The 22,181-nt window shown below is 74.8% G+C and carries 17 protein-coding genes; 6 read left to right on the top strand and 11 right to left on the bottom strand.

The features are described 5' to 3' along the window. Positions 1 to 34: 34 nt before the first annotated feature. On the bottom strand, positions 35 to 874 hold the full coding sequence (locus tag ACIP5O_RS17680) for an alpha/beta fold hydrolase (protein WP_401294228.1): 840 nt from the start codon (positions 872 to 874) through the stop codon (positions 35 to 37). Between the two features lie 96 nt (positions 875 to 970). Here ACIP5O_RS17680 and ACIP5O_RS17675 point away from each other — a divergent pair, with 96 nt between their 5' ends. Then, positions 971 to 1,405 carry a MarR family winged helix-turn-helix transcriptional regulator gene (locus ACIP5O_RS17675; protein WP_401294696.1) on the top strand — a complete coding sequence of 145 codons (435 nt, stop codon included), beginning with the start codon at positions 971 to 973 and terminating at the stop codon, positions 1,403 to 1,405. Here the strand turns inward: ACIP5O_RS17675 and ACIP5O_RS17670 are convergent. The 3 genes from ACIP5O_RS17670 to ACIP5O_RS17660 form a co-directional block, all read right to left on the bottom strand. Beyond that, positions 1,402 to 2,934 carry a fatty acyl-CoA synthetase gene (locus tag ACIP5O_RS17670; protein WP_401294226.1) on the bottom strand — a complete coding sequence of 511 codons (1,533 nt, stop codon included), beginning with the start codon at positions 2,932 to 2,934 and terminating at the stop codon, positions 1,402 to 1,404. The genes ACIP5O_RS17675 and ACIP5O_RS17670 overlap by 4 nt on opposite strands. 171 nt (positions 2,935 to 3,105) lie before the next feature. Then, entirely contained in the window at positions 3,106 to 4,203 is a 1,098-nt protein-coding gene (locus ACIP5O_RS17665; RefSeq protein WP_401294224.1) for a calcium:proton antiporter, read from the bottom strand. Positions 4,204 to 4,248: 45 nt separating this feature from the next. Next, the gene (locus tag ACIP5O_RS17660; RefSeq protein ID WP_401294222.1) at positions 4,249 to 4,725 is read right to left on the bottom strand and encodes a MarR family winged helix-turn-helix transcriptional regulator; all 477 of its coding nucleotides are present in this window, start codon (positions 4,723 to 4,725) and stop codon (positions 4,249 to 4,251) included. Between the two features lie 143 nt (positions 4,726 to 4,868). Between ACIP5O_RS17660 and ACIP5O_RS17655 the strand changes: the two genes are divergently transcribed. After that, a complete protein-coding gene (locus tag ACIP5O_RS17655; RefSeq protein WP_401294220.1) occupies positions 4,869 to 6,701 on the top strand; it encodes a serine hydrolase in 1,833 nt (610 codons plus the stop codon). A 21-nt stretch (positions 6,702 to 6,722) separates the two neighbouring features. On the opposite strand, the gene ACIP5O_RS17650 is transcribed toward ACIP5O_RS17655, so the two are convergent. The 7 genes from ACIP5O_RS17650 to ACIP5O_RS17620 form a co-directional block, all read right to left on the bottom strand. Beyond that, positions 6,723 to 7,625 carry a LysR family transcriptional regulator gene (locus tag ACIP5O_RS17650; protein ID WP_356548940.1) on the bottom strand — a complete coding sequence of 301 codons (903 nt, stop codon included), beginning with the start codon at positions 7,623 to 7,625 and terminating at the stop codon, positions 6,723 to 6,725. 86 nt (positions 7,626 to 7,711) lie between these two features. Then, positions 7,712 to 8,911, bottom strand: coding sequence for a glycine C-acetyltransferase (locus tag ACIP5O_RS17645; RefSeq protein WP_401294217.1), 1,200 nt, complete (start codon positions 8,909 to 8,911; stop codon positions 7,712 to 7,714). Positions 8,912 to 8,914: 3 nt separating this feature from the next. Continuing rightward, positions 8,915 to 9,949 (bottom strand): L-threonine 3-dehydrogenase, encoded by a 1,035-nt coding sequence (tdh, locus tag ACIP5O_RS17640; protein WP_356548938.1) that lies wholly within the window; start codon positions 9,947 to 9,949, stop codon positions 8,915 to 8,917. A gap of 204 nt (positions 9,950 to 10,153) precedes the next feature. Next, positions 10,154 to 11,737: a phytoene desaturase family protein gene (locus tag ACIP5O_RS17635; protein WP_401294215.1), complete on the bottom strand. Its 1,584-nt coding sequence runs from the start codon at positions 11,735 to 11,737 to the stop codon at positions 10,154 to 10,156. Positions 11,738 to 11,844: 107 nt separating this feature from the next. After that, on the bottom strand, positions 11,845 to 14,139 hold the full coding sequence (locus tag ACIP5O_RS17630) for a tetratricopeptide repeat protein (RefSeq protein ID WP_401294213.1): 2,295 nt from the start codon (positions 14,137 to 14,139) through the stop codon (positions 11,845 to 11,847). Then, positions 14,121 to 15,035, bottom strand: coding sequence for an oxygenase MpaB family protein (locus tag ACIP5O_RS17625; RefSeq protein ID WP_401294211.1), 915 nt, complete (start codon positions 15,033 to 15,035; stop codon positions 14,121 to 14,123). The genes ACIP5O_RS17630 and ACIP5O_RS17625 overlap by 19 nt, the downstream gene beginning before the upstream one ends. Before the next feature lie 147 nt (positions 15,036 to 15,182). Then, positions 15,183 to 15,722: a CGNR zinc finger domain-containing protein gene (locus ACIP5O_RS17620; RefSeq protein ID WP_401294210.1), complete on the bottom strand. Its 540-nt coding sequence runs from the start codon at positions 15,720 to 15,722 to the stop codon at positions 15,183 to 15,185. 122 nt (positions 15,723 to 15,844) lie between these two features. Here ACIP5O_RS17620 and ACIP5O_RS17615 point away from each other — a divergent pair, with 122 nt between their 5' ends. From ACIP5O_RS17615 to ACIP5O_RS17600, 4 genes are all read left to right on the top strand, one after another. Next, positions 15,845 to 17,113: an MFS transporter gene (locus ACIP5O_RS17615; protein WP_401294208.1), complete on the top strand. Its 1,269-nt coding sequence runs from the start codon at positions 15,845 to 15,847 to the stop codon at positions 17,111 to 17,113. Between the two features lie 311 nt (positions 17,114 to 17,424). Next, positions 17,425 to 19,836: a phosphoketolase gene (locus ACIP5O_RS17610; RefSeq protein ID WP_401294205.1), complete on the top strand. Its 2,412-nt coding sequence runs from the start codon at positions 17,425 to 17,427 to the stop codon at positions 19,834 to 19,836. 772 nt (positions 19,837 to 20,608) lie between these two features. Next, the gene (locus tag ACIP5O_RS17605) at positions 20,609 to 21,184 is read left to right on the top strand and encodes a rhodanese-like domain-containing protein (protein WP_401294695.1); all 576 of its coding nucleotides are present in this window, start codon (positions 20,609 to 20,611) and stop codon (positions 21,182 to 21,184) included. A 68-nt stretch (positions 21,185 to 21,252) separates the two neighbouring features. Continuing rightward, positions 21,253 to 22,181: nicotinate phosphoribosyltransferase (locus ACIP5O_RS17600; protein WP_401294202.1), on the top strand; the 929-nt coding region annotated here is incomplete at its 3' end.

Raw genomic sequence — 22,181 nt, 5'->3', positions numbered from 1 at the left:
CCGGCGGGGCCGGGTCTCGTGGCGGCCGGTGCCGTCAGCCCAGGAAGGCGAGCAGCCGCTCGTCGAGCCGCTCCGGTGCGGTGAGCGGCAGGGAGTGGTGGGTGGCACCCGGGAGCAGGACCGCCTCGGCCTCCGGGAGCGTGCGCCGGACCCGGTCGGCGACCTCGGCGGCGCGATGGGTGCGGCTGCGCTCCGCGAGCAGCACCAGGAGCGGTGGACGCAGGTCGGCGATCCGGGGCCGGCCGCCGGCGACGAGCTTGCGTCCGGGGGTGGTGGAGGCGAGGGCGTAGAGGCGCTGCCAGGCCTCGTCCGGGTGGGTGCCCGCCGTCTCCCAGGCCAGGAAGGCGCGGGCCCGGGCCTCGGTCGGGCGGATCAGGACGGGCAGCGCGCGCAACAGGTAGCCGGGGCGGAAGCCGGTGAAGACCCGGGTGGGATCGACGAGGGCGAGGCGGTCGACCCGCTCCGGCGCGTGCAGCGCGTACCGGGCGGCCAGCCAGGCGCCGTACGAGTGGCCGCACAGGTGCGCGCGGGTGAGGCCGAGGCCGTCCAGGAGGGCGTCCAGCCAGGCCGTCAGGTCGTCGGCGCCCTTCAGGGACCTGCCCCGGCGTTCGGTGCGGCCGGCGTCGCCGAGGAGGTCGACCGCGTGGACCCGGTACCGCGCGCCGAGGGCCGGCGCGTTGGCGAACCAGACCAGGCCGGTGGCGGAGCCGCCGGGCAGCAGCACCAGCGGAGGGCCGTCCACCGGGCCGTGGACGTGGACGCGGGTCGGCCCGTACGGGGTGTCGACGTCCCGTTCCTCGGTGGATCCGGGCCAGCGGGCGCGGAGTGCGTCGTAGGCGAGGCCGAAGGCGCGTTCGTGGGCGGACGGAGTCATACCCATTCCTCTCGCTGAGCGATAATCTCGTTCAGCGAGATGGTACGCAAGGGTTCGAGGCACGGAGGAGTACGGGTGGACGACCGAAGTCCGGCGATGCGGCTGGCGCACCTGCTGCGGGCGGTCACCGTCGAATTCGACCTGCTCGGCGCCGGGTTCGCCGCGCGCGAGGGGCTGCACCCCACCGACGTGCGGGCGCTGATCCACCTGCTGGACGCGGCGCGGGACGGCACCCGGGTCACGCCCGGACGGCTCGGCGAGCGGCTGCGGCTGAACTCCGCCGGCACCACCGCCCTGGTGGACCGGCTCGAACGGCTGGGGCTCGTCCGGCGGGAGCGGGACACGGAGGACCGGCGGCGCGTCCTCCTCCGGGTGGAGGAGAAGGCCGTGGAGCTGGGGTGGTCCTTCTTCGGGCCGGTCATCGGCGGGGTGGTGACGGTCGCGGAGGGGTTCGAGCCGGACGAACTGGAGACCGTGCGCCGCTTCCTGACCGCGGTCCTCGGCTCCACCGGGCGGACGGACGCCCCCTAGACCTTGGGACCTTCGGGTCGTCGGACCTTCGCGAACCGGTCCCTCAGTTCGCGCTTGAGGATCTTGCCGCTCGCGTTGCGGGGCAGTTCGGGGAGGAAGTGGACGCGCTTGGGGGCCTTGAAGTGGGGGAGCTTCTCGCGGGCGTGGGCGAGGAGTTCGGTCTCGGTGACCTCGCCGCGCGGGACGACCACGGCGGTGACCGCCTCGATCCAGCGCTCGTCGGGGAGGCCGATCACGGCCGCCTCGGCGACGCCGGGGTGGGCGTAGAGGGCGTCCTCGACCTGGCGGGAGGCGACCAGGACGCCGCCGGAGTTGATGACGTCCTTCACGCGGTCGACGATCGTGTAGTAGCCCTCGGCGTCGCGGACCGCGAGGTCACCCGAGTGGAACCAGCCGTTCCTGAAGGCCGCCCTGGTCTCCTCGGGCTTGTTCCAGTAGCCCTCGCACAGCTGGGGCGAGCGGTAGACGATCTCGCCGGGGGTGCCGTCGGGGACGTCGTCGCCGTTCTCGTCGACGACCCGGGCCTCGACGTGGCGGACGGGCCGGCCGCAGGAGTCCATGCGGCCCTCGTGCTCGTCGGGGCCGAGGACGGTGGCGAGCGGGCCGATCTCGGACTGGCCGAAGCAGTTGTAGAACCGCAGCTCCGGCAGCCGGGCGCGCAGGCGTTCCAGGACGGGCACGGGCATGATCGAGGCCCCGTAGTAGGCCTTGCGGAGCGCGGAGAGGTCGCGGGTGGCGAACTCCGGGTGGTTGGCGAGGCCGATCCAGACCGTCGGCGGGGCGAACAGGCTGTCGGCGCGGCCCGCCTCGACCAGGTCGAACAGGACGGCCGGGTCGGGGCCGTCGACGAGGGTGTTCTCGGCGCCGACGGCGAGGTAGGGCAGCAGGAAGACGTGCGTCTGCGCCGAGTGGTAGAGCGGCAGCGCGTGCACGGGCCGGTCGTCCTCGCGCAGGTCGAGGGCCTCGACGGCGCTGGCGTACTCGTGGGCCAGGGCGAGGTGGGTCATCATCGCGCCCTTGGGCAGGGCGGTGGTGCCCGAGGTGTAGAGCAGCTGGGCGAGGTCGCGGGCGTCGCGGTCGGTGTCGTACGCCTCCGGTTCGGCGAGCGCGTCGAGCAGCGAACCGGGCGCGTCGCGCAGCGCCTTGACGGGGAAGCCGCCCGGGATCCGGTCCGCGAGGGCGGGGTCGGCGAGGACGAGCGAGCTGTCCGACTGCTCCAGGACGTACGCGAGGTCGTCGCCGGTCAGGTGGTGGTTGACCGGCACGTGGACCAGACCGGCCCGGGCGCAGGCCAGGAACGCGATGAGGTAGGCGTCCGAGTTGTGGCCGTAGGTGGCGACCCGGGCGTACTCCGGCAGCCCGATGCCGTGGCGGGGCTCCCGCAGGACGGCGGCGGCGGTGGAGACGGCCGCGTCCAGCTCCGCGTACGTCCAGCTCCGGTCGGCGTACCGCAGGGCGGTCCGGTCGGGGACGCGCCGGGCGCTCGCGCGCAGGACGCCGTCGACGGTGCGGCTGGGGAGTCGGCTCATGGCGCGATCCTCCGCGCCCGCCTCGCGGGAGGTCAAGTGCCGTGCGGTGCTCCGGAGGTGCCCGGATGCCGGGCACCCCACGGTATGCCGACGAGGAGGACGTCCCGCGCTCGCCGGCGCTGCGGGTGGTGGTCGTCTGGGACCGGGCGGCCGGACCGGTCCGAGGGGCCGTCAGGGACTGAACGACATGAACACGAAGGCGGCGAAGATCGAGAGGTGGACGCCGCCCTGGAGGAGCGTGGCCCGTCCGGGCACCACGGTCAGGGCGCTCACCACGCCGGTGAGGGCGAGCAGGACCAGGTGGAGGGGGCCCAGGCCGAGCACCAGGGGCCCGGACAGCCAGATCGAGGCGAGCGCGATCGCGGGGACGGTCAGGCCGATGCTGGCGATCGCGGAGCCGTAGGCGAGGTTGAGGCTGGTCTGCATCCTGTCCCGGCGGGCCGCGCGGACGGCGGCGAGGGTCTCGGGGAGCAGCACCATCAGGGCGATGACGACGCCGACGACCGCCTTGGGCAGACCGGCCGACTGGACGCCGTCCTCGATGGTGGGCGAGACCAGCTTGGCGTTGCCGACGACGGCGACGAGGGCGAGGAGGAGCAGGCCGAGGCTGGTCCAGGCCTCGCGGCTGTCCGGCGGGGCGGCGTGCTCGTCCTCGGAGTCGTGGCCGGGGCGCGGCACCGGGAGGAAGTAGTCGCGGTGCCGGACCGTCTGGACGCCGACGAACACGCCGTACAGGCAGAGGGAGGCGACGGCGGCGAAGATGAGCTGGGCGCCGGAGAACTCGGGGCCGGGGTGGCTCGTGGTGAAGGTCGGCAGGACCAGCGTCATCGTGGCGAGGGTGCAGACGATGGCGAGCGCGCCGCCGGAGCCCTCGGCGTTGAAGACGGCGACGCGGTTGCGGAGCGCGCCGACGAGGAGGGAGAGGCCGACGATGCCGTTGCAGGTGATCATGACGGCGGCGAAGACGGTGTCGCGGGCGTAGGTCGAGGTCTTCTCGCCGCCTCCGGCCATCAGGGTGACGATGAGCCCGACTTCGATGACGGTGACGGCCACGGCGAGGACGAGCGAGCCGAAGGGCTCGCCGACGCGGTGGGCGATCACCTCGGCGTGGTGGACCGCCGCGAGGACCGCCATGAGGAGGCAGAGCGCGATGAGCCCCACGACGAAGCCGGGGAGGTCACGCCCCCAGGCCGCGCCCAGGGCGAGCGCCGCCACCACTGGTCCCCAGGTGGTCCACTGACGTGTCATTGCCGCCGTGCTCGAACTCATGATCCGCATCCTGCCACAAAGGGGGCTTTAGCCCGATTTCGGTCATTACAGGGGTTCGGTGAGGCCGCGCTCGTACGCGGTGAGCGTCTCGACGAACATCCGCCGCTCCCTCGCGTCGAGCGGAGCCAGGGCCGCACGCCAGGCGTCGGCGCTGCGTCCGAGCCAGCCGTCGACGGCGGCCCGGTACCGCTCGGAGACGGACACGATCTTGCGCCTGCGGTCGGCCGGGTCCTCGACCCGCTCCAGGACGCCCTTCTTCACCAGGTCCCCCGCCATCAGGCTGACGGTGGTGGGGGCGACCCCCAGTTCGGCGGCGAGCTCGTTGACGCTCAGCGGTCCGTCGAAGAGGAGGTGGGCGAGGAGGGAGAGGTGGCGGGGCGCGAGGGTGAGCGACCGCAGGTCCTCGGGGATCCTGACGCGCTTGACCCGTGCGACCGTCCGGGGCATCAGCAGCAGCAGCGTGCGTACGGCCTCGTCCAGATCCGGTCCGGGGTCCTCGTCCTCCTCGTGGGCGTTCTGCATCGCGCACTCCCCCTTTCGTTCCGGTTTCAAACTCTTCATTTTGCTTTGAAAGCAAAGAGATCTTTACGGTCGATACTACTTGAAGGGGCGTTCGATCCAGGAAGATCCGTTTGGCGGCGGGTGCCGGTGGGATGACAGTGGGCATGACGGAGGATGCGGCGAGACAAGGACGTTCGACCCGGCGCGCGTTCGGCGGCGGGCTGCTGGCCCTCGGAGGAGCGGTGGTGATCGGTGCGGCGCCTGGCGCCGGCCTCGCGGCGGGGGCCGAGGGCGGGTCGGGAGGCGAGCCCGGGACCGGAACCAGGGCGGGAGCCGCCGCGAGGCGGACCACCCTGCGGCGCGGTCCGGCCGCGCGGGCCGGGCTGCTCGCGCCGCACCTCGACCGGCTGGTGACGGAGGCCGAGGCGTTCCTCTCCCCCTCCCCCGCGCACCCCTGGTACGCGGGCGCCGTCCTGCTCGCCGGGCGCGGCGGGACCGTGGCCCTGCACCGGGCGATCGGCTCGGCCGTGCGCTACGCGGCGTACGACGAGAAGACCGACACCGGCGTCGAACTGCCGCCGGAGCGGCAGCGGCCGACGACCGAGGACACCGTCTTCGACCTGGCCTCGGTCTCCAAGCTGTTCACCTCGATCCTGGCGGTGCAGCAGATCGAGCGCGGGGCCCTCGACCTGGAGGCGAGGGTCACGGCGTACCTGCCGGAGTTCGGCGGCGGCGGGAAGCGGGACGTGACGGTGCGCCAGCTCCTCACCCACACCTCGGGGTTCCGGTCCTGGATCCCGCTCTACCGGGAGCCGACGCGGGAGGGGAAGCTGCGGCTGCTCTGGGAGGAGCGGCTCGCGAGCCCGCCGGGGTCCGCGTACCTCTACTCCGACCTCAACCTGATCTCGCTGCAACTGGTCCTGGAGGAGATCACCGGTCGCGGTCTGGACGTCCTGCTCCACGACGAGATCACCGCTCCGCTCGGGATGCACCGCACGCGCTTCAACCCCCCGCCGTCCTGGCGGCCGGACATCGCCGCCACCGAGGACGCCCGGCCGCCCTGGTCGGGCCTGGACCGGGGCATGGTGTGGGGCGAGGTCCACGACGAGAACGCGTACGCGCTCGGCGGGGTCGCCGGGCACGCCGGGATCTTCTCGCGCGCCTGGGACCTGGCGGTCCTCGCCCGCGCCCTGCTCAACGGCGGGGCGTACGGTCGGGCCCGCATCCTCTCCCCCGCCTCCGTGGAGCTGATGTTCACCGACTTCAACACCGCCTTCCCCGGCGACGCGCACGGGCTCGGCTTCGAGCTCCACCAGCACTGGTACATGGGCGCGATGGCCACGCCCCGCACGGCCGGGCACACCGGTTTCACCGGCACCAGCCTCGTCCTGGACCCGACGACCGACTCGTTCCTGATCGTCCTCGGCAACTCCGTGCACCCGGTGCGCTCCTGGCGCTCCGGCTCCGCGCCGCGCGTCGCCACCGCGAACCGGCTGGCCAGGGCCGTGCCCGTACGGCCCGCCCGGGGGCGTACGGCCTGGTTCTCGGGGATGGAGAGCGGCGCCACCGCCACCCTCGCCCTGCCCCCGGTGCCCGGCGCCGCGCGCCTGGAGTGCGCGCTGTGGTGGGACACCGAACCGGACGCGGACGCCGCCTTCCTGGAGGCCTCCCTCGACGGCGGGGCGACCTGGGAGCCGGTGCCGTTCGTCACCGCGCGCCCGGGAGAGGAGCCGTCGCCGCACCCGGCGGGGGCGGTGGGCGGCTGGTCCGGGCGGGTCTGGCACCGGCTCGCGGCCGAGGTGCCGGGGGCGGCCCGGGGCGGCGCCCCCGTACGGCTGCGGTGGCGGTACGCGACGGACGCGCGGTACGTCGGACGCGGGGTGTACGTGGACGGGCTGCGGGTCCTCGACGCCGCCGGACGGCCGCTGTTCGACGAGTCCCGGCCGGCGGACGGCGCGCGGATCGAGGCGGTGGGGTGGGTGGCGGCCCGGGACTGACCGGCCCGGACCCCGGGGGCCTCAGTCGGCCGCCGCCGTGCGCAGCTCCGTCAGGAGCGGGCTGATCAGCGGGTGTTCCTCGGCTCCGCGCCGCACCGCCGCGAAGACCCGGCGGGTGGGGGCGACCCCGTCCACGGGGCGGATCTCGACGCCCGTGAGGTCCGTCCCGCGCAGCGCCGAGCGGGGCACGAGGGCGACTCCGGCGGAGGCGGAGGCGAGGGCGACGACGGCGCGGAAGTCGTCGGAGACGTGCGCGAAACGGGGGGCGAAACCGGCGTACTCGCAGGCCAGGACGGTGACGTCGTGGCAGGGGTTGCCGGTGGACTGCCCGATCCAGTCGTCCTTGGCGAGGGCGGCGAGCGCGACCCGCTCGCCGGCCGCCAGCGGGTGACCGGCCGGCAGGACCGCGTCGAAGGGCTCGGCGTAGAGCGGGACGCGGGTGAGCCGGTCGTCGTCCTCGCCCGGCGCGCCCCGGTACTCGACGGCGACGGCCACGTCCACCTGCCGGTCCAGGACCATGAGCAGGCTCTCGTCGCCCTCGGCGTCCCGCACCCGGACCCGGATGCCGGGCGCGGTGCGGGCGAGCGCCGTGAGGGCGGGGGCGACCACGAGGCCGATGCCGGTGGCGAAGGCGGCGACCGTGACCGTGCCTGCCTCGCCGGAGCCGTAGGCGGCGAGCTCGGCCTCGGCGCGCTCCAGCTGGGCCAGGACGGCGTTGGCGTGCTGGAGCAGGATCTCGCCGGCCGGGGTGAGGCGGGCGCCCCGGGCGCTGCGCTCGACCAGGCGGTGGCCGGTCTCCTGCTCCAGGGCGGCGAGCTGCTGGGAGACGGCGGAGGGGGTGAGGTAGAGCGCGGCGGCCGCCGCCGTGACCGTGCGGTGGTCGGCCACCGCACGGAGGATGTGCAACCGCCGCGCTTCGATCATGTCCCCAGTCTCGCAGGCCGGAGCGCCTGCTCCGGACCACGAGCCGGGGGTCCGCCCGGCCCGTGGACCGGGGTCCGGCTCCGGTCTCAGCCGGCCAGGGCGGCGCGGGCCGCGACGAACGCGTCCACGGCCCGGTTCACGTCCTCCGTGGAGTGGGCGGCCGAGAGCTGGACGCGGATGCGGGCCCGGCCCTGCGGCACGACCGGGTACGAGAAGCCGATCACGTACACGCCGCGCTCCAGGAGCAGCTCGGCCGTCCGGCCGGCGACGGCGGCGTCCCCGATCATGACGGGGGCGATGGCGTGGTCGCCGGGGAGGACGTCGAAGCCCTCCTCGGTCATGCGGGAGCGGAAGAGCGCCGTGTTGGCCCTCAGGCGGTCGCGCAGGTCGCCGGCGGACTCCAGGAGGTCGAGGACCTTGAGGGAGGCGGCGGCGATGACGGGGGCGAGGGTGTTGGAGAAGAGGTACGGGCGGGAGCGCTGGCGCAGCAGGGCGACGATCTCGGCGCGGGCGGCGACGTAGCCGCCGGAGGCGCCGCCGAGGGCCTTGCCGAGGGTGCCGGTGATGATGTCGACGCGGTCCATGACGCCGTGCAGCTCGGGGGTGCCGCGCCCGCCGGGGCCGACGAAGCCGACGGCGTGCGAGTCGTCGACCATGACCATGGCGTCGTAACGCTCGGCCAGGTCGCAGATCTCGTCGAGGGGGGCGACGTAGCCGTCCATCGAGAAGACGCCGTCGGTGACGATCAGCTTGCGCCGGGCGCCGCCCTCGGTCGCCTCCTTGAGCCGCTGCTCCAGGTCGGCCATGTCGCGGTTGGCGTAGCGGAAGCGGCGGGCCTTGGAGAGGCGGATGCCGTCGATGATCGAGGCGTGGTTGAGGGCGTCGGAGATGACGGCGTCCTCGGGGCCGAGGATCGTCTCGAAGACGCCGCCGTTGGCGTCGAAGCAGGAGGAGTAGAGGATCGTGTCCTCCTGGCCGAGGAAGGAGGACAGGCGCGCCTCCAGCTCCTTGTGCACCTCCTGCGTGCCGCAGATGAAGCGGACGGACGCCATGCCGTAGCCCCAGCGGTCCAGGGCCTCGTGGGCGGCGGCGACCACCTCGGGGTGGTCGGCGAGGCCCAGGTAGTTGTTGGCGCAGAAGTTGAGCACCTCGCCGGGGCGGCCGCCGGCGGTCACCTCGACGGTGGCCGACTGGGGGGTGCCGATGACGCGCTCGGGCTTGTGGAGTCCGGCCTGCTCGATCTCTTCGAGGGTGGCACGGATGTCGTCGCGAACGGAATCGAACATGGGTCAGGCTCCCGCAGTCCAGTCGAGGATGATCTTGCCGCTCTTGCCGGAGGCCGCGTCGTCGAAGGCGGCCTCGAAGTCGGTGTACGCGTACCGGGCGGTGATCACGGGGGCGAGGTCGAGGCCGCCCTCCAGGAGCACCGACATCGCGTACCAGGTCTCGAACATCTCACGGCCGTAGATGCCCTTGACCGTGATCATGGAGGTGACGATCTTGGCCCAGTCGACGGCGAAGTCCTCGCTGGGCAGGCCCAGCATGGCGATCTTGCCGCCGTGGGTCATGTTGGCGACCATGTCGCGCATCGCGTGCGGGTTGCCGGACATCTCCAGGCCGACGTCGAAGCCCTCCTTGAGCCCGAGGGTGCGCTGGCCGTCCGCGATGGTCCGCTCGGCGACGTTCAGGGCGAGGGTGACGCCCGTCTTGCGGGCGAGTTCGAGGCGCTCCTCGCTGACGTCGGTGATGACGACGTTGCGGGCGCCGGCGTGCTTGGCGACGGCGGCGGCCATGATGCCGATCGGGCCGGCGCCGGTGACCAGGACGTCCTCGCCGACGAGCGGGAAGGAGAGCGCGGTGTGGACGGCGTTGCCGAAGGGGTCGAAGATCGCGGCGACGTCGAGGTCGACGGGGACGCGGTGCACCCACACGTTGGAGGCGGGCAGCACGACGTACTCCGCGAAGGCGCCGTCGCGGCCGACGCCGAGGCCGATGGTGGCGCGGCAGAGGTGGCGGCGGCCGGCCAGGCAGTTGCGGCACTTGCCGCAGACGAGGTGGCCCTCGCCGCTGACCAGGTCGCCGACGGCGATGTCGGCGACGTCACGGCCGGTGTGGACGACCTCGCCGACGAACTCGTGGCCGATCGTCAGCGGGGTGCCGATCGTCTTCTGCGCCCAGCCGTCCCAGGAGCGGATGTGCAGGTCGGTGCCGCAGATGCCGGTCCGCTTGACCTTGATGAGGACGTCTCCGGGGCCGGTCTCCGGCTCGGGCACGTCCGTGAGCCAGAGTCCCGGCTCCGCCTTCAGCTTGACCAGTGCCTTCAATGCAACGGCTCCCGACGTGCGTGTCCTGTGATGTGGGGGTGAGGGCAGGGCTGTGCGCCCAAGATCCCTGCAAGAGAATCTCCCGTACGCGCGGCCCCGGTCCATCGAGGATTTCTTAAGCGCGCTCGCAGATCAGCTTCACACCCCGGGCGGGGACGGCCCGGCGTCAACACGCGGGCACGGCGCTCGCCCCCCGGCGGGGCGTCACCGCCCCAGGACGCTCATCGCCGCGTTGTGGCCGGGGATGCCGCTCACTCCCCCGCCCCGGACCGCGCCCGCGCCGCAGAGGAGCAGGTTGGCGTGGCGGGTCCCGACGCCCCAGCGGCCGCTGTCCTCTCCGTGGACCGGCTCGTCCGCGTACGGGAAGGAGAGGTCGCGGTGGAAGATGTGGCCGCCGGGCAGCCGCAGGTCGCGTTCGAGGTCGAGCGGGGTCTTCGCCTCGATGCAGGGCCGCCCGTCGGCGTCCAGGGCGAGGCAGTCGGTGATCGGCTCGTCCAGGTGGGCGTCGAGCTGGGCGAGGGTGGCGGCGAGGAGTGCGGCGCGGGCGCCGTCGTTGTCGGCGGCGAACAGCCGGGCGGGGGTGTGCAGTCCGAAGAGGGTGAGGGTCTGGTGCCCCCGGGCGGCGAGGTCCGGGCCGAGGATCGTCGGGTCGGTGAGGGAGTGGCAGTAGATCTCGGAGGGCGGGGCGGTGGGCAGGCGTCCGGCGGCCGCCTCGGCGTGGGCGGTGGCCAACTGCCCGTACCCCTCGGCGATGTGGAAGGTGCCGGCGAAGGCCTCGCGGGGGTCGACGGAGCGGTCCCGGAGCCTGGGCAGTCGGGTGAGCAGCATGTTGACCTTGAGCTGGGCGCCCTCGGGGGCGGGCGGGGGCGGGTCGCCGAGGAGGGCGGCGAGTTCCCGCGGGGAGGCGTTGACGAGGACGTGGCCGGCCTCGACGGTCCCCTCGCCGTCGGCCGTGCGGTACGTGACCTCGGCGCGCCGTCCGTCGGTCTCGATCCGGGTGACCTCGTGGCCGGTGCGCAGGTGGGCCCCGGCGGCGCGGGCCGCGTCCGCGAGGGCGTCGGTGAGCGCGCCCATGCCGCCCACGGGCACGTCCCAGTCGCCGGTGCCGCCGCCGATGACGTGGTAGAGGAAGCAGCGGTTCTGGAGGAGGGTCGGATCGTGGGCGTCGGCGAAGGTGCCGATGAGGGCGTCGGTGAGGACGACGCCGCGGACCAGGTCGTCGGTGAAGTCCTTCTCCACCGCGATGCCGAGGGGCTCCTCGAAGAGCATCCGCCAGGTGTCGGCGTCGTCGACGCGGGCGCGCAGCTCGGCGCGGGTGGGGAGCGGCTCGGTGAGGGTGGGGAAGATCCGGCGGGCGGCCCGGCCGGTGCGGGCGTAGAACGCCCGCCAGGCCTCGTACTCGCGGTCGGAGCCGGTCAGGGCGGCGAAGGAGGCGCGGGTGCGCTCGGGGCCGCCGCCGACGAGGAGACCGCCGTCGCCCTTCGGGGTGTACGAGGAGACGGACCGCTTCCGCACCTCGAACGTCAGGCCGAGGTCCCGGACGATCTTCTCCGGGAGGAGCGAGACGAGGTACGAGTACCGGGAGAGGCGGGCGTCCACCCCGGCGAACGGGCGGGTGGAGACGGCCGCCCCGCCCGTGGCACCGAGCCGTTCCAGGACGAGGACGGTCCGCCCGGCGCGGGCCAGGTAGGCGGCGGCGACGAGCCCGTTGTGCCCGCCCCCGACGACGACGGCGTCGTACGAGGGGACGGGTGCGGGGACTCCGGGGAGCGGGGTGGGGGCGGTCATGGCTCATGCTCACACGCGGGCGGGGGGCGGGGAAGGGGGCGGGGCCGGGGGCCGGCTCCTCCCGTGGGGGGCCCGTGGGGCTTCCCGTGGGGCTTCCCGTGGGGTGGTCAGGCCGGGGCCGCTCCCCCGGGCGGTGTGGCCGCTCCGAGGAGGAGGGCGGCGGCTTCGGTGGGCCGGCCGAGGCGTTCGAGGCAGTGGGCCCCGTCCTCCAGGGCGGCGACGGTGTCGGGGTGGGCGGGGCCGAGGAGCCGGGTGCGGGCGGCGGCGACGGTGCGGTGGGTCTCCAGGGCCTCCTCCCAGCGGTCGAGCCGGCCGAGGGCGACGGCGGTCTCGCGGCGGCTGAGGAGGGTGTCCGGATGGTCGGCGCCCAAAACGCGCTCCCGGACGGCGTGGACGGCCCGGGACTCCGCGAGCGCCTCCTCCCAGCGCCCGAGCCGGCCGAGGTTGACGGCGAGGGCGTGGCGGGCGCGCAGGGTCTCGGGCCCGTCGGCGCCCTGGGCGCGGGTGCGGTCGGCGACGAGGTCGCGGCAGACGTCCAGGGCGTCCGCGGCCTGCCCGAGCCGCCCGAGGAAGACGCCGGTCTCGTAGCGGGCGGCGAGGGTCTCCGGGTGGTCGGCGCCGAGGGCCGAGGCGCGCGCCTCGGCGACCGCGCGGTACTGGGCGAGCGCCTCCTCGCCGCGCCCCAGACGCCCGAGGACGTGGGCGACCTCCTGGCGGGTCGCCAGGGTGTCGGGGTGGGCGGGGCCGAGCAGCCGGGCCCGCGCCTCCGCGACCTCGTGCGCCGTGCGGTACGCCTCCTCCAGGCGGCCGAGGCGGCCGAGGGTGAACGCCAGGTTGTGGCGGCAGCGCAGGGTGTCGGGGTGGTCGGGGCCGGCGGTGCGCTCGCGGGCGGCGAGCACCTCGGCGTAGAGCTCGTACGCCTCGGGGTGCCGTCCGAGGCGGCCGAGCGCGTACGCCCGTTCCTGCCGCGCCGCGAGCGTGTCGGGGTGGTCCTCGCCGAGGACGCGGGCGCGTGCGCGGGCGACCCGGTCGAAGGCGTGCAGGGCGTCGGCGGGGCGGTCGAGGCGGGCGAGGGCGAAGCCGACCTCGTAGTGGCTGGCGAGGGTGTCGGGGTGGTCGGGGCCGAGGACCCGCGAGCGGTCCTCGGCGACGGAGCGGTGCACCGCCTCGGCCTCGTCCCAGCGGCCGAGCCTGCCGAGGCCCATCCCGGCCCGGTACCGGCCGGCGAGCACCGCGACCAGTTCGGCGGGGGGCGCGGCCGGGGCGAACGCGGCGGTGGCGGGGGCGGAAGCAGTGGGTGCTGGTGCGGCGGTGGTCCACTCGGTGGTGAGGACGGCCGCGGCGGGGTCGTGGGCGGCCGGACGCGGGCCGCCGGCGGCAGCGGCGGCGGCCGGGCGGTGTCCGCCGGCCATCCCACGTGCCCACGCGGGCGCGGACGCGGGCGTGACGGGGCCGGGGCCGGAGTCGGGTTCGGTGCCGACCGGCACGGGCCGGGTCGGCGGCAGGGGCGGCTGCGCGGGCACGCCGGGCAGCGGTCCGAACGGGGACGGCCCCGCGCGGCCCGAGACGATCCGGCGGCGCAGGTCGCCCGCGTCGGCCGGCCGCTCCTCGGGGACCTTGGCCAGCAGGTCGACGACGAGGCGGTCGAAGTAGTCGGGCAGCTCGGCCCGGTGGGCGCGCGGCGGGCGCGGCACCGTGTCCCGGTGCCCGATGAGGATCGCCCAGGAGTCGCCGAGGTCGAAGGGCGGGGCGCCGGTGGCGAGTTCGTACAGCACGCACCCCAGCGAGTAGAGGTCGCTGCGGTGGTCGACCTCGCCGCCGCCGATCTGCTCCGGGGACATGTAGTGGGGCGTCCCCATGGCGATGCCGGTCCCGGTGAGCTTGGAGGTGAAGCCCATGTCGGCGCCGAGTCGCGCTATCCCGAAGTCGCAGATCTTCACCGTGCCGTCCCGCAGCCGCATGATGTTCGCGGGCTTCAGGTCGCGGTGCACGATGCCCTGGCGGTGCGTGTACGCGAGGGCGTCGGCGACCTGGTCGGTGATCTCGACGAGGTCCTGGACGGGCAGCGGGTTCTGGGCGTTGGCCGTGAGGAGCTGGCTGAGGTTGCGGCCCTCCAGGAGCTCCATGACGAGGAAGAGCACGCCCTCGTACTCACCGAAGTCGTGCACGACGGTGATGCCCCGGTGCTGGAGCGCGGCGGCCACCCGGGCCTCGCGCCGGAAGCGCTCGCGCACCACGTCGCGGACGTGGGGGTCCTGCTGCGGGCCGAGGGGTTTGAGGCACTTCACGGCGACGCGGCGGCCGAGCGCCTCGTCGGTGGCGCGCCACACCTCGCCCATGCCCCCGCGGCCGATGACCTCGTGCAGGCGGTACCGGTCCTGGATCAGTCTGGAGTCCCCCATCGCGTGCCGCCGCCCCCGTCGATTCCGTGCGCCCTTTCCGGTGTGTCCAGTATGGCCGCCGGGTCGGACGACGGGTACGGGGTGGGGTACGCGTAAGGGTCGGGTCGCGTCTCCGGGCCGAGCCGTGCCACGGCCCGCAGGACGTGCCGGGGCGGCAGCCTCCAGCGCAGGCCGGAGGGGACGCAGCGCAGGAGGTTGGCGGTGGCGACGAGCCGGCGGGTGACGGTCCCGGGCGGCGGGGCGGGCCGTCCGTAGAGGGCGTGGGCGTACGGGGGCAGGGTGTCGTACGCGAGTGCCGTGACGCGCCGCCAGATCACCTCGCGCACCGGGACCAGGGCGGGTTCGACGGGCGGGCGGCGCAGGAAGTCCTCGACGGTCCGGGCGTCGGGCCCGGCGGCGAGGCGGGGGCGCACCGTCTCGAAGTAGGCGGCGAGTTCGGCGGTGGACGCCGGGACGGCGTCCGGGTCGAGGCCCACGAGCCGGGCCGAGGCGCGGTGTTCGTCGACGTAGCGGTCGGCCGCGGCGTCGGTGAGCGGGATCCCGGAGCGGCGGGCGACGGAGAGGTACGAGTCGGTCTCGGCGCAGTGGACCCAGAGCAGCAGTTCGGGGTCGTCCACGCCGAGCCGCCGGTGGATCCGGCGGACGCGGACGCCGGCCTCCTCCGCCGCGGCGGTGGTGCCGTAGCTGAGGGTCCCGACGAAGTTCGCGGTCCGCATCAGGCGGCCCCAGGGGTCCTGCCGGAAGCTGCTGTTGATCATGACGCCGCGGACGGCGACGGGGTGCAGCGCCTGGAGCCAGAGGGCCCGGACGCCGGCGATCCACATCACCGGGTCGCTGTGGAGCTGCCAGGTCACGGAGCGGGGCCCGAAGAGCCCGGGGTCGGCGTCCTGCCTCATGGCGTTCAGGCTACGCCGGAACGGGGGCGGGAGAGCCGGTAGGTGCGGTTCCCGTATGACAGGGTCTCGGGCCGTTTCCGCATGACCGGGCGTCGGGCCGTTCCCGTACGACCGGGCTTCGGGGCCGTTCCCCGGAGGAGCCGCGTCTCAGGTCGCCCGCCGCTGACGGGAGGCGTAGGCGCGGGACTTGTTGCGGTTCCCGCACACCCGCATGGAGCACCAGCGGCGGCTCCGGTTCTTCGACACGTCCCAGAAGGCCCATCCGCAGGTGTGCTCGGCGCAGCGCTTGAGGCGGGCGGCGTCCCCGGTCGCGACCAGTTCGCTCCAGGCGATGGCGATCCGTGCCAGCGGTGCGCGCTGCGGGGGCAGCCCGGCCGAGGGGGTCAGGACGCCGTGGGCCGTGATCCGCACCGGGTGCCCGGCGAGGACCCGGTCCGCCCCGGCGAGCAGCGCGGGGTCGGGGACGTCGCCGACGTGGGCCCCCAGCTCCTCGCGGATGCCGGCGCGCAGGACCAGGTAGTCGCGGTGGATCCCGTCGGGGACCGTGCCGGGCGCGTCGAGCAGGCCGCGCCCTTCCAGCCAGCCGGCGAGCCCGGCCGGGGTGGCGATCTCGTCGCTCCCCTCCTCCACGTCGACCGTGTTGGCGAAGGCCTCCACGAGGACGGCCGGGGCGGGCGGCTCCAGCATGACGACTCCTTCCGCGGACCTCCCACCATCCTACCGGCTAACCGTTTAGACGGTTGCGGGGCGGCCGGTCGTGCGCCAGAGTGGCCTCACCGGCTAAAGCGTTAGAGGGTTAGGGGAGAATCATGCTCACAGCGCCGCCCGGAGCGACGAAGACCGCCGGGAGTCCCGGCCGGGCCGACCCCCGACGCCGCAACACCCCGGTCCTGGTCGGCTTCACCGCCGTCACCAACCTCGCCGACGGGGTGGTGAAGATGGCCCTCCCGGTGCTCGCCGCCCGGCTCACCGGGTCCCCCGCCGAGGTCACCGCCGTCTCGCTGACCCTCACGCTGCCCTGGCTGCTCGTCGCCCTGCACGTCGGCGTGCTCGTCGACCGCTTCGACCGGCGGCTGCTGCTCTGGGGCGCGAACGGGGCGCGGCTGGCGGCGACGGTCCTGCTCACCGCCTCCGCCACGGGCGACGGCCTCACCCTCGGGGTGCTCCTGGGCGCCGGGGCGGTCCTCGGCGTCGCCGACGTCCTCGCCTCGACCTCCGCCTCCGCCCTGGTCCCGGCCGCGGTGCCGGCGGAGCGGCGCGAGGGCGCCAACGCCTGGATGGTGGGGGCCGAGACCGTCGGCCAGGAGTTCGCCGGGCCCTTCGTCGGCGGGCTGCTGCTGGCCGCCGGGACGGGGTTCGCCCTGGGGGCGACGAGCGTCGCGTACGCCCTCGCCGCCCTCTCCCTGTTCCTCCTGGTGGGCCGCTTCCGGGCTCCCGCGCCCGCCCCGGACGCGGCGGCCGTCCCGGTCAACGCCCGGATCGCCGAGGGGATGCGCTTCCTGTGGCGGGACCGGGTGCTGCGCACGCTGTCGCTGATCGTCGCCGTGCTCGCCGCCGTCTGGGGAGCCTGGCTGGCGCTCATGCCGCTCTACGCCCAGCAGGACATGGCGCTCGGCCCCCGGGAGTACGGCATCGTGCTCAGCGCCCTCGGCGTCGGCGGGCTCGCGGGCGCGGCGGTCGTCACCCGGGTGAACCGGCTGCTCGGCGCGCGCTGGGCGATGTTCGCCGATCTGGTCGGCACCGCCCTGATGGTGGCCCTGCCCGCCCTGACCACCGACGTCCGGGCGGTGGCGGCCGGGGCCTTTCTCGGCGGCATGGGCGGCACGCTCTGGACGGTCAACGCCCGCACCCTCACCCAGCGCGTCGTCCCCGACGAGATGCTCGGCCGCTACAGCGCGGCGGCCCGGCTCTTCAGCTTCGGCGCCATGCCGCTCGGCGCGGCCCTGGTCGGGCTCCTGGCCGAGTGGGGCGGCACGCGGCTCGCCTTCGGCGTCTTCGCGCTGGCCGTCGCGGTGACCCCGGTGCCGTTCCTCAGGAACGTCACCCCTTCCGCCCTGCGGGCCTTCCGCGCCCGTTGAGAGGCCCGGGAGCCCCGGCCCGTCCGGTTCCCCCTGCACCCGTCCGGCCCCTCTTGCGGGCGCACCGCCCTGTGTCACGCCCCCTCCGGGCGGATCGCGCACCACCATGGGACGTGCGCGCCCGGGCCGGAGCGTGTCCGGGGCGGCACGCGGGGCAGACGCCCCGGGAACACCACCGGGGCCGGTCGGCCGGACGACCGCGTCCGTGCACACGAGGCCGTACGGGACCGCACGGGTCTGTACCGGGCTGTACGGGGCCGTACGGGCCGTACCGGGCCCACGGTTCACACGAGGCAGACGACGGAGGAGACATGCGCAAGGACAGGCGCTCGAACGGCGCGTCCCCGACCGACGAGGAGATCGACGCGCTCGACGCCCACTGGCGGGCGGCCAACTACCTCGCCGTCGGACAGATCTACCTGATGGACAACCCGCTGCTGCGCAAACCCCTGGAACCCGAGCACATCAAGCCCCGGCTGCTCGGACACTGGGGCACGTCCCCGGGGCTGAACCTCGTGCACACCCACCTCAACCGGGTGATCCGGAACCGCGGCCTCGACGCCCTGTGCGTGTGGGGGCCCGGCCACGGCGGCCCGGCCGTGGTCGCGAACTCCTGGCTGGAGGGCAGCTACAGCGAGGTCTACCCGGACGTGAGCCGGGACGCGGAGGGCATGGCCCGGCTGTTCCGGCAGTTCTCCTTCCCCGGCGGGGTGCCGAGCCACGTGGCGCCCGAGACCCCCGGCTCGATCCACGAGGGCGGCGAGCTGGGCTACTCCCTGTCGCACGCGTACGGCGCCGCCCTCGACAACCCGGACCTCCTGGTGGCCTGTGTCATCGGGGACGGCGAGGCGGAGACGGGGCCGCTCGCCGCGTCCTGGCACGCGAACAAGTTCCTCGACCCCGTCCACGACGGGGCCGTCCTGCCGGTCCTGCACCTCAACGGCTACAAGATCGCGAACCCCACCGTGCTCGCCCGGCTCCCCGAGGCGGAGCTCGACGAGCTGCTGCGGGGCTACGGCCACGACCCGCTGCACGTGAGCGGCGACGACCCGCGCCGGGTCCACCGGGCGATGGCGGCCGCGATGGACACGGCGCTCGACCGCATCCGGGACATCCAGCGGAAGGCCCGCGACGGCGAGTCGGCCGAGCGGCCGAGGTGGCCGGTGATCGTCCTGCGCACCCCGAAGGGCTGGACCGGCCCGGCGGAGGTCGACGGGCTGCCCGTCGAGGGCACCTGGCGCTCCCACCAGGTGCCCCTGCCGGGCGTACGGGAGAACGCGGCGCACCGCGAGCAGCTGGAGGCCTGGCTGCGCTCGTACCGTCCCGAGGAGCTGTTCGGCGACGACGGCACGCCGTCCGAGCAGGTGCTCGCCTGCGTGCCGGACGGCGAGCGCCGGCTCGGCGCCACCCCGCACGCCAACGGCGGCCTGCTGCGGCGGGACCTGCCCGTGCCGCCCCTGGAGCGCTTCGCCGTGCCGGTGGAGGAGCCGGGCGCCACCCGGCACGAGCCGACCGGCGTCCTCGGGGACCTGCTCGAAGCCGTCATGGCCGCCACCGCCGACCGGCGCGACTTCCGGCTCGTCGGTCCCGACGAGACCGCGTCGAACCGGCTCCAGGCGGTGTACGGGGCCAGCGGCAAGGCCTGGCAGGAACCGCTCCTGAAGACGGACGAGCACCTCGACCGGCACGGGCGCGTCATGGAGATCCTCTCCGAGCACACCTGCCAGGGCTGGCTGGAGGGGTACCTGCTCACCGGCCGCCACGGGCTGTTCTCCTGCTACGAGGCGTTCGTCCACATCGTCGACTCCATGGTCAACCAGCACATCAAGTGGCTGCGGACCTCGCGCAGGCTGCCGTGGCGGGCCCCGATCGCCTCCCTCAACTACCTGCTGACCTCGCACGTGTGGCGGCAGGACCACAACGGCTTCTCGCACCAGGACCCGGGCTTCGTGGACCACGTGCTCAACAAGAGCCCCGAGGTCGTCCGGGTCTACCTGCCGCCGGACGCCAACACCCTGCTGTCCGTCGCCGACCACGCGCTGCGCAGCCGGGACTACGTCAACGTGATCGTCGCCGGCAAGCAGCCCTGCTTCGACTGGCTCTCCCTGGACGAGGCCCGCGCCCACTGCGCCCGGGGCGCCGGGGTGTGGGAGTGGGCGGGCACCGAGGACGGCACGCGCGAGCCGGACGTGGTCCTCGCCTGCGCGGGCGACGTGCCGACCCAGGAGGTCCTCGCGGCGGCGAGCCTGCTGCGGCGCCACCTGCCCGACCTGGCGGTCCGGGTGGTGAACGTGGTCGACATGACCCGGCTCATGCCCCACGAGGAGCACCCGCACGGCATGACCGACGGGGAGTACGACGCCCTGTTCACCACGGACCGGCCGGTGATCTTCGGCTACCACGGCTACCCCTGGCTGGTGCACCGGCTGGCCTACCGCCGGGCCGGGCACGCGAACCTGCACGTGCGGGGCTACAAGGAGATGGGCACCACCACGACCCCCTTCGACATGGTCGTGCGCAACGACCTGGACCGCTACCGCCTGGTGATGGACGTGATCGACCGCGTGCCCGGCCTGGGCGTACGGGCCGTGGGGGTGCGGCAGGCCATGGCGGACGCCCGCACCCGCCACCACTCCTGGATCCGGGAGCACGGCACCGACATGCCGGAGGTCGCCGACTGGACCTGGACCACGGCCGACGACCGGGACGAGAGCGCCCCGTGACGGACGCTCCCGTGGGGGCGGGTCCGTGTCCTCGGTGCGGACCGCCCTGACGCAGCCCGGAACATACCCCCTGGGGTAAGCCTGTTAAGGTGAGCCATATACCCCGGGGGGTAATTTTCCAGCGAAGGGAACGGCTCGTGTCCTTTGTCGACACCATCGACGTGGAGGGCCTCGGCAACCGCGGCCGTCCGACCGGGGCGAGCGGACGGCGGCGGCGGTGGATCCGCCCCGCGATGTCGACCGGGGCCCGACCCTGACGGCCGTCGCGACCCCGGGCCACACGCCGCACCACACCGCGTACGTCCTGAGCGAGGCCGACCGGCCCGTGGCCGCGTTCACCGGCGGCTCCCTCCTCATCGGCACCGTCGGCCGTCCCGATCTCGTCGATCCGCGCCTCACCGAGGAGCCGGCCCGCGGAGACCCGCGCCGGGAGCTGACCGGCCCCTTCGCGGCCGCCGCCCTCGGCGCGCGGGACGGCAGGCGGCTCGCCGCCCGGGTCACCGGAGACGCGCTGCGGAAGGCCTTCGCGTGCGCGCTCCTGGCGGTGGCGGCCTTCATGCCCGTCGACGTCGTCCGCCGAGGCGCGCGTCCGGCGGGGCGTCGCCGCCCGTCGCCCAGGACGGCGTACGCCCCGGGGCCCTCCCCCGGCCCGCCACGGCCGACCGTCACAACCAGCCACCCCCACACATTGCGGCAACACTCCCGCAATACCCCCGGGGGTAAAATTTTCCTGCCCCGCGCGGCCCCTCGACAGACAAGGACCACATCCGTCATGACCACGCCCACCGCCCTCGGCACCGACGAGGCACGCGCCCGCCTGCACGAGCTGACCGTGATCGACGTGCGCACCCCGGGCGAGTTCGCGGGCGGCCACCTGCCCGGCGCGCTCAACGTCCCCCTGGACCGGCTCGAAAGCGCCCTGCCCGAGATCCGCGGGGCCGCCGACCGCGGGGAGGTCCTGGTGGTCTGCGCGTCCGGCGTCCGCTCGGAGAACGCCTGCCGGACCCTCGCCGGGCACGGCGTCACCGCCGCCACCCTCACCGGCGGCACCGGCGCCTGGGCCACCGGCGGACACGACCTGCAGCGCCCCGAGGGCGGCCCGCGCGCCTCCTGGGCCATGGAGCGGCAGGTCCGCCTCACCGCCGGCGCCGTCGTCCTCCTCGGGCTGCTCCTCGGCCTGCTCGTCCACCCGGCCTTCCCGTTGCTCTCCGCGGGCATCGCCGCCGGTCTCGTCTTCTCGGCCGTGACCGACACCTGCGGCATGGCCGCCGTGCTCGGCAGGCTGCCCCACAACCGGCCCCGCCCCGCCGACCTCGAAGCGACCCTCGCCGCGCTGCGCGGCCGCTGACACCACGGACCGGGACCGGGGCACGGCCTCCCCGTGCGCGCCGCCGGCCGGCCGCGCATGCTCGAAGCATGTCCCAGGTGACGACCACCGACCTGTACGAGGTCACGACGGCCCTCTCCTACCTGCGGGAGGACATGCGGGGCCGGGCCACCTTCAGCCTCTTCGTGCGCGACCTGCCGCCGGGCCGCGGGTTCCTCGTGGCGGCCGGGCTCGAACCGGCCCTGGACTACCTCTCCCGGTTCCGGGTGGGCCGCTCCGACGTGCAGGACTTCGCCGAGACGCTGCGGCGGCCCGTCGGGGACCTCGAACCGCTCCACGGCCTGTCCTTCGACGGGGAGGTCCGCGCCGTGCCCGAGGGACGGATCGTCCTCGCGGGCGAGCCCCTGCTCGAAGTCACGGCGCCGCTGCCGCAGGCCCAGCTCGTGGAGACGTACCTGCTGTCCCTCCTCTGCCACCAGACGGCCGTCGCCTCCAAGGCGGCGCGGTGCGTGCTCGCCGCCGCCGGGCGTCCCCTGGTGGACTTCTCGCTGCGCCGGAGCCACGGCCCCGAGGCGGGCGTGCGGGCGGCCCGGCTGTGCGCCCTGGTCGGCTTCGCCGGCACCAGCAACGTCGCCGCCGCCCGCCGCTACGGCATCGCGGCCGCGGGCACGATGGCCCACTCCTACATCGAGGCCTTCGGCTCCGAGGAGGAGGCTTTCCGGGCCTTCGCCCGCACCCACCCCGGCCCGGTGACCCTCCTCGTCGACACCTACGACACCGACCGCGGCGTCGCGACGGCCGCGCGCGTGCTCCGGGACCTCCGGCTCGGTCCCGGCTGCGGGATCCGCCTCGACAGCGGTGACCTGGGCGCGCTGGCCCGCCGGGCCCGCACCGCGCTCGACGCGGCGGGCCTGGCGGACGTGCGGATCATCGCGAGCGGCGGCCTGGACGAGTACGGCGTCGACCGGCTCGTACGGGAGGGGGCGCCGATCGACGCGTACGCCGTGGGCACGAAGGT

Source organism: Streptomyces sp. NPDC088915, assembly GCF_044749825.1.
Classification (GTDB): Bacteria; Actinomycetota; Actinomycetes; order Streptomycetales; family Streptomycetaceae; genus Streptomyces.
Note: the sequence above shows the minus strand (reverse complement) of the source record. Positions and strands in the feature narration are given on the sequence as shown.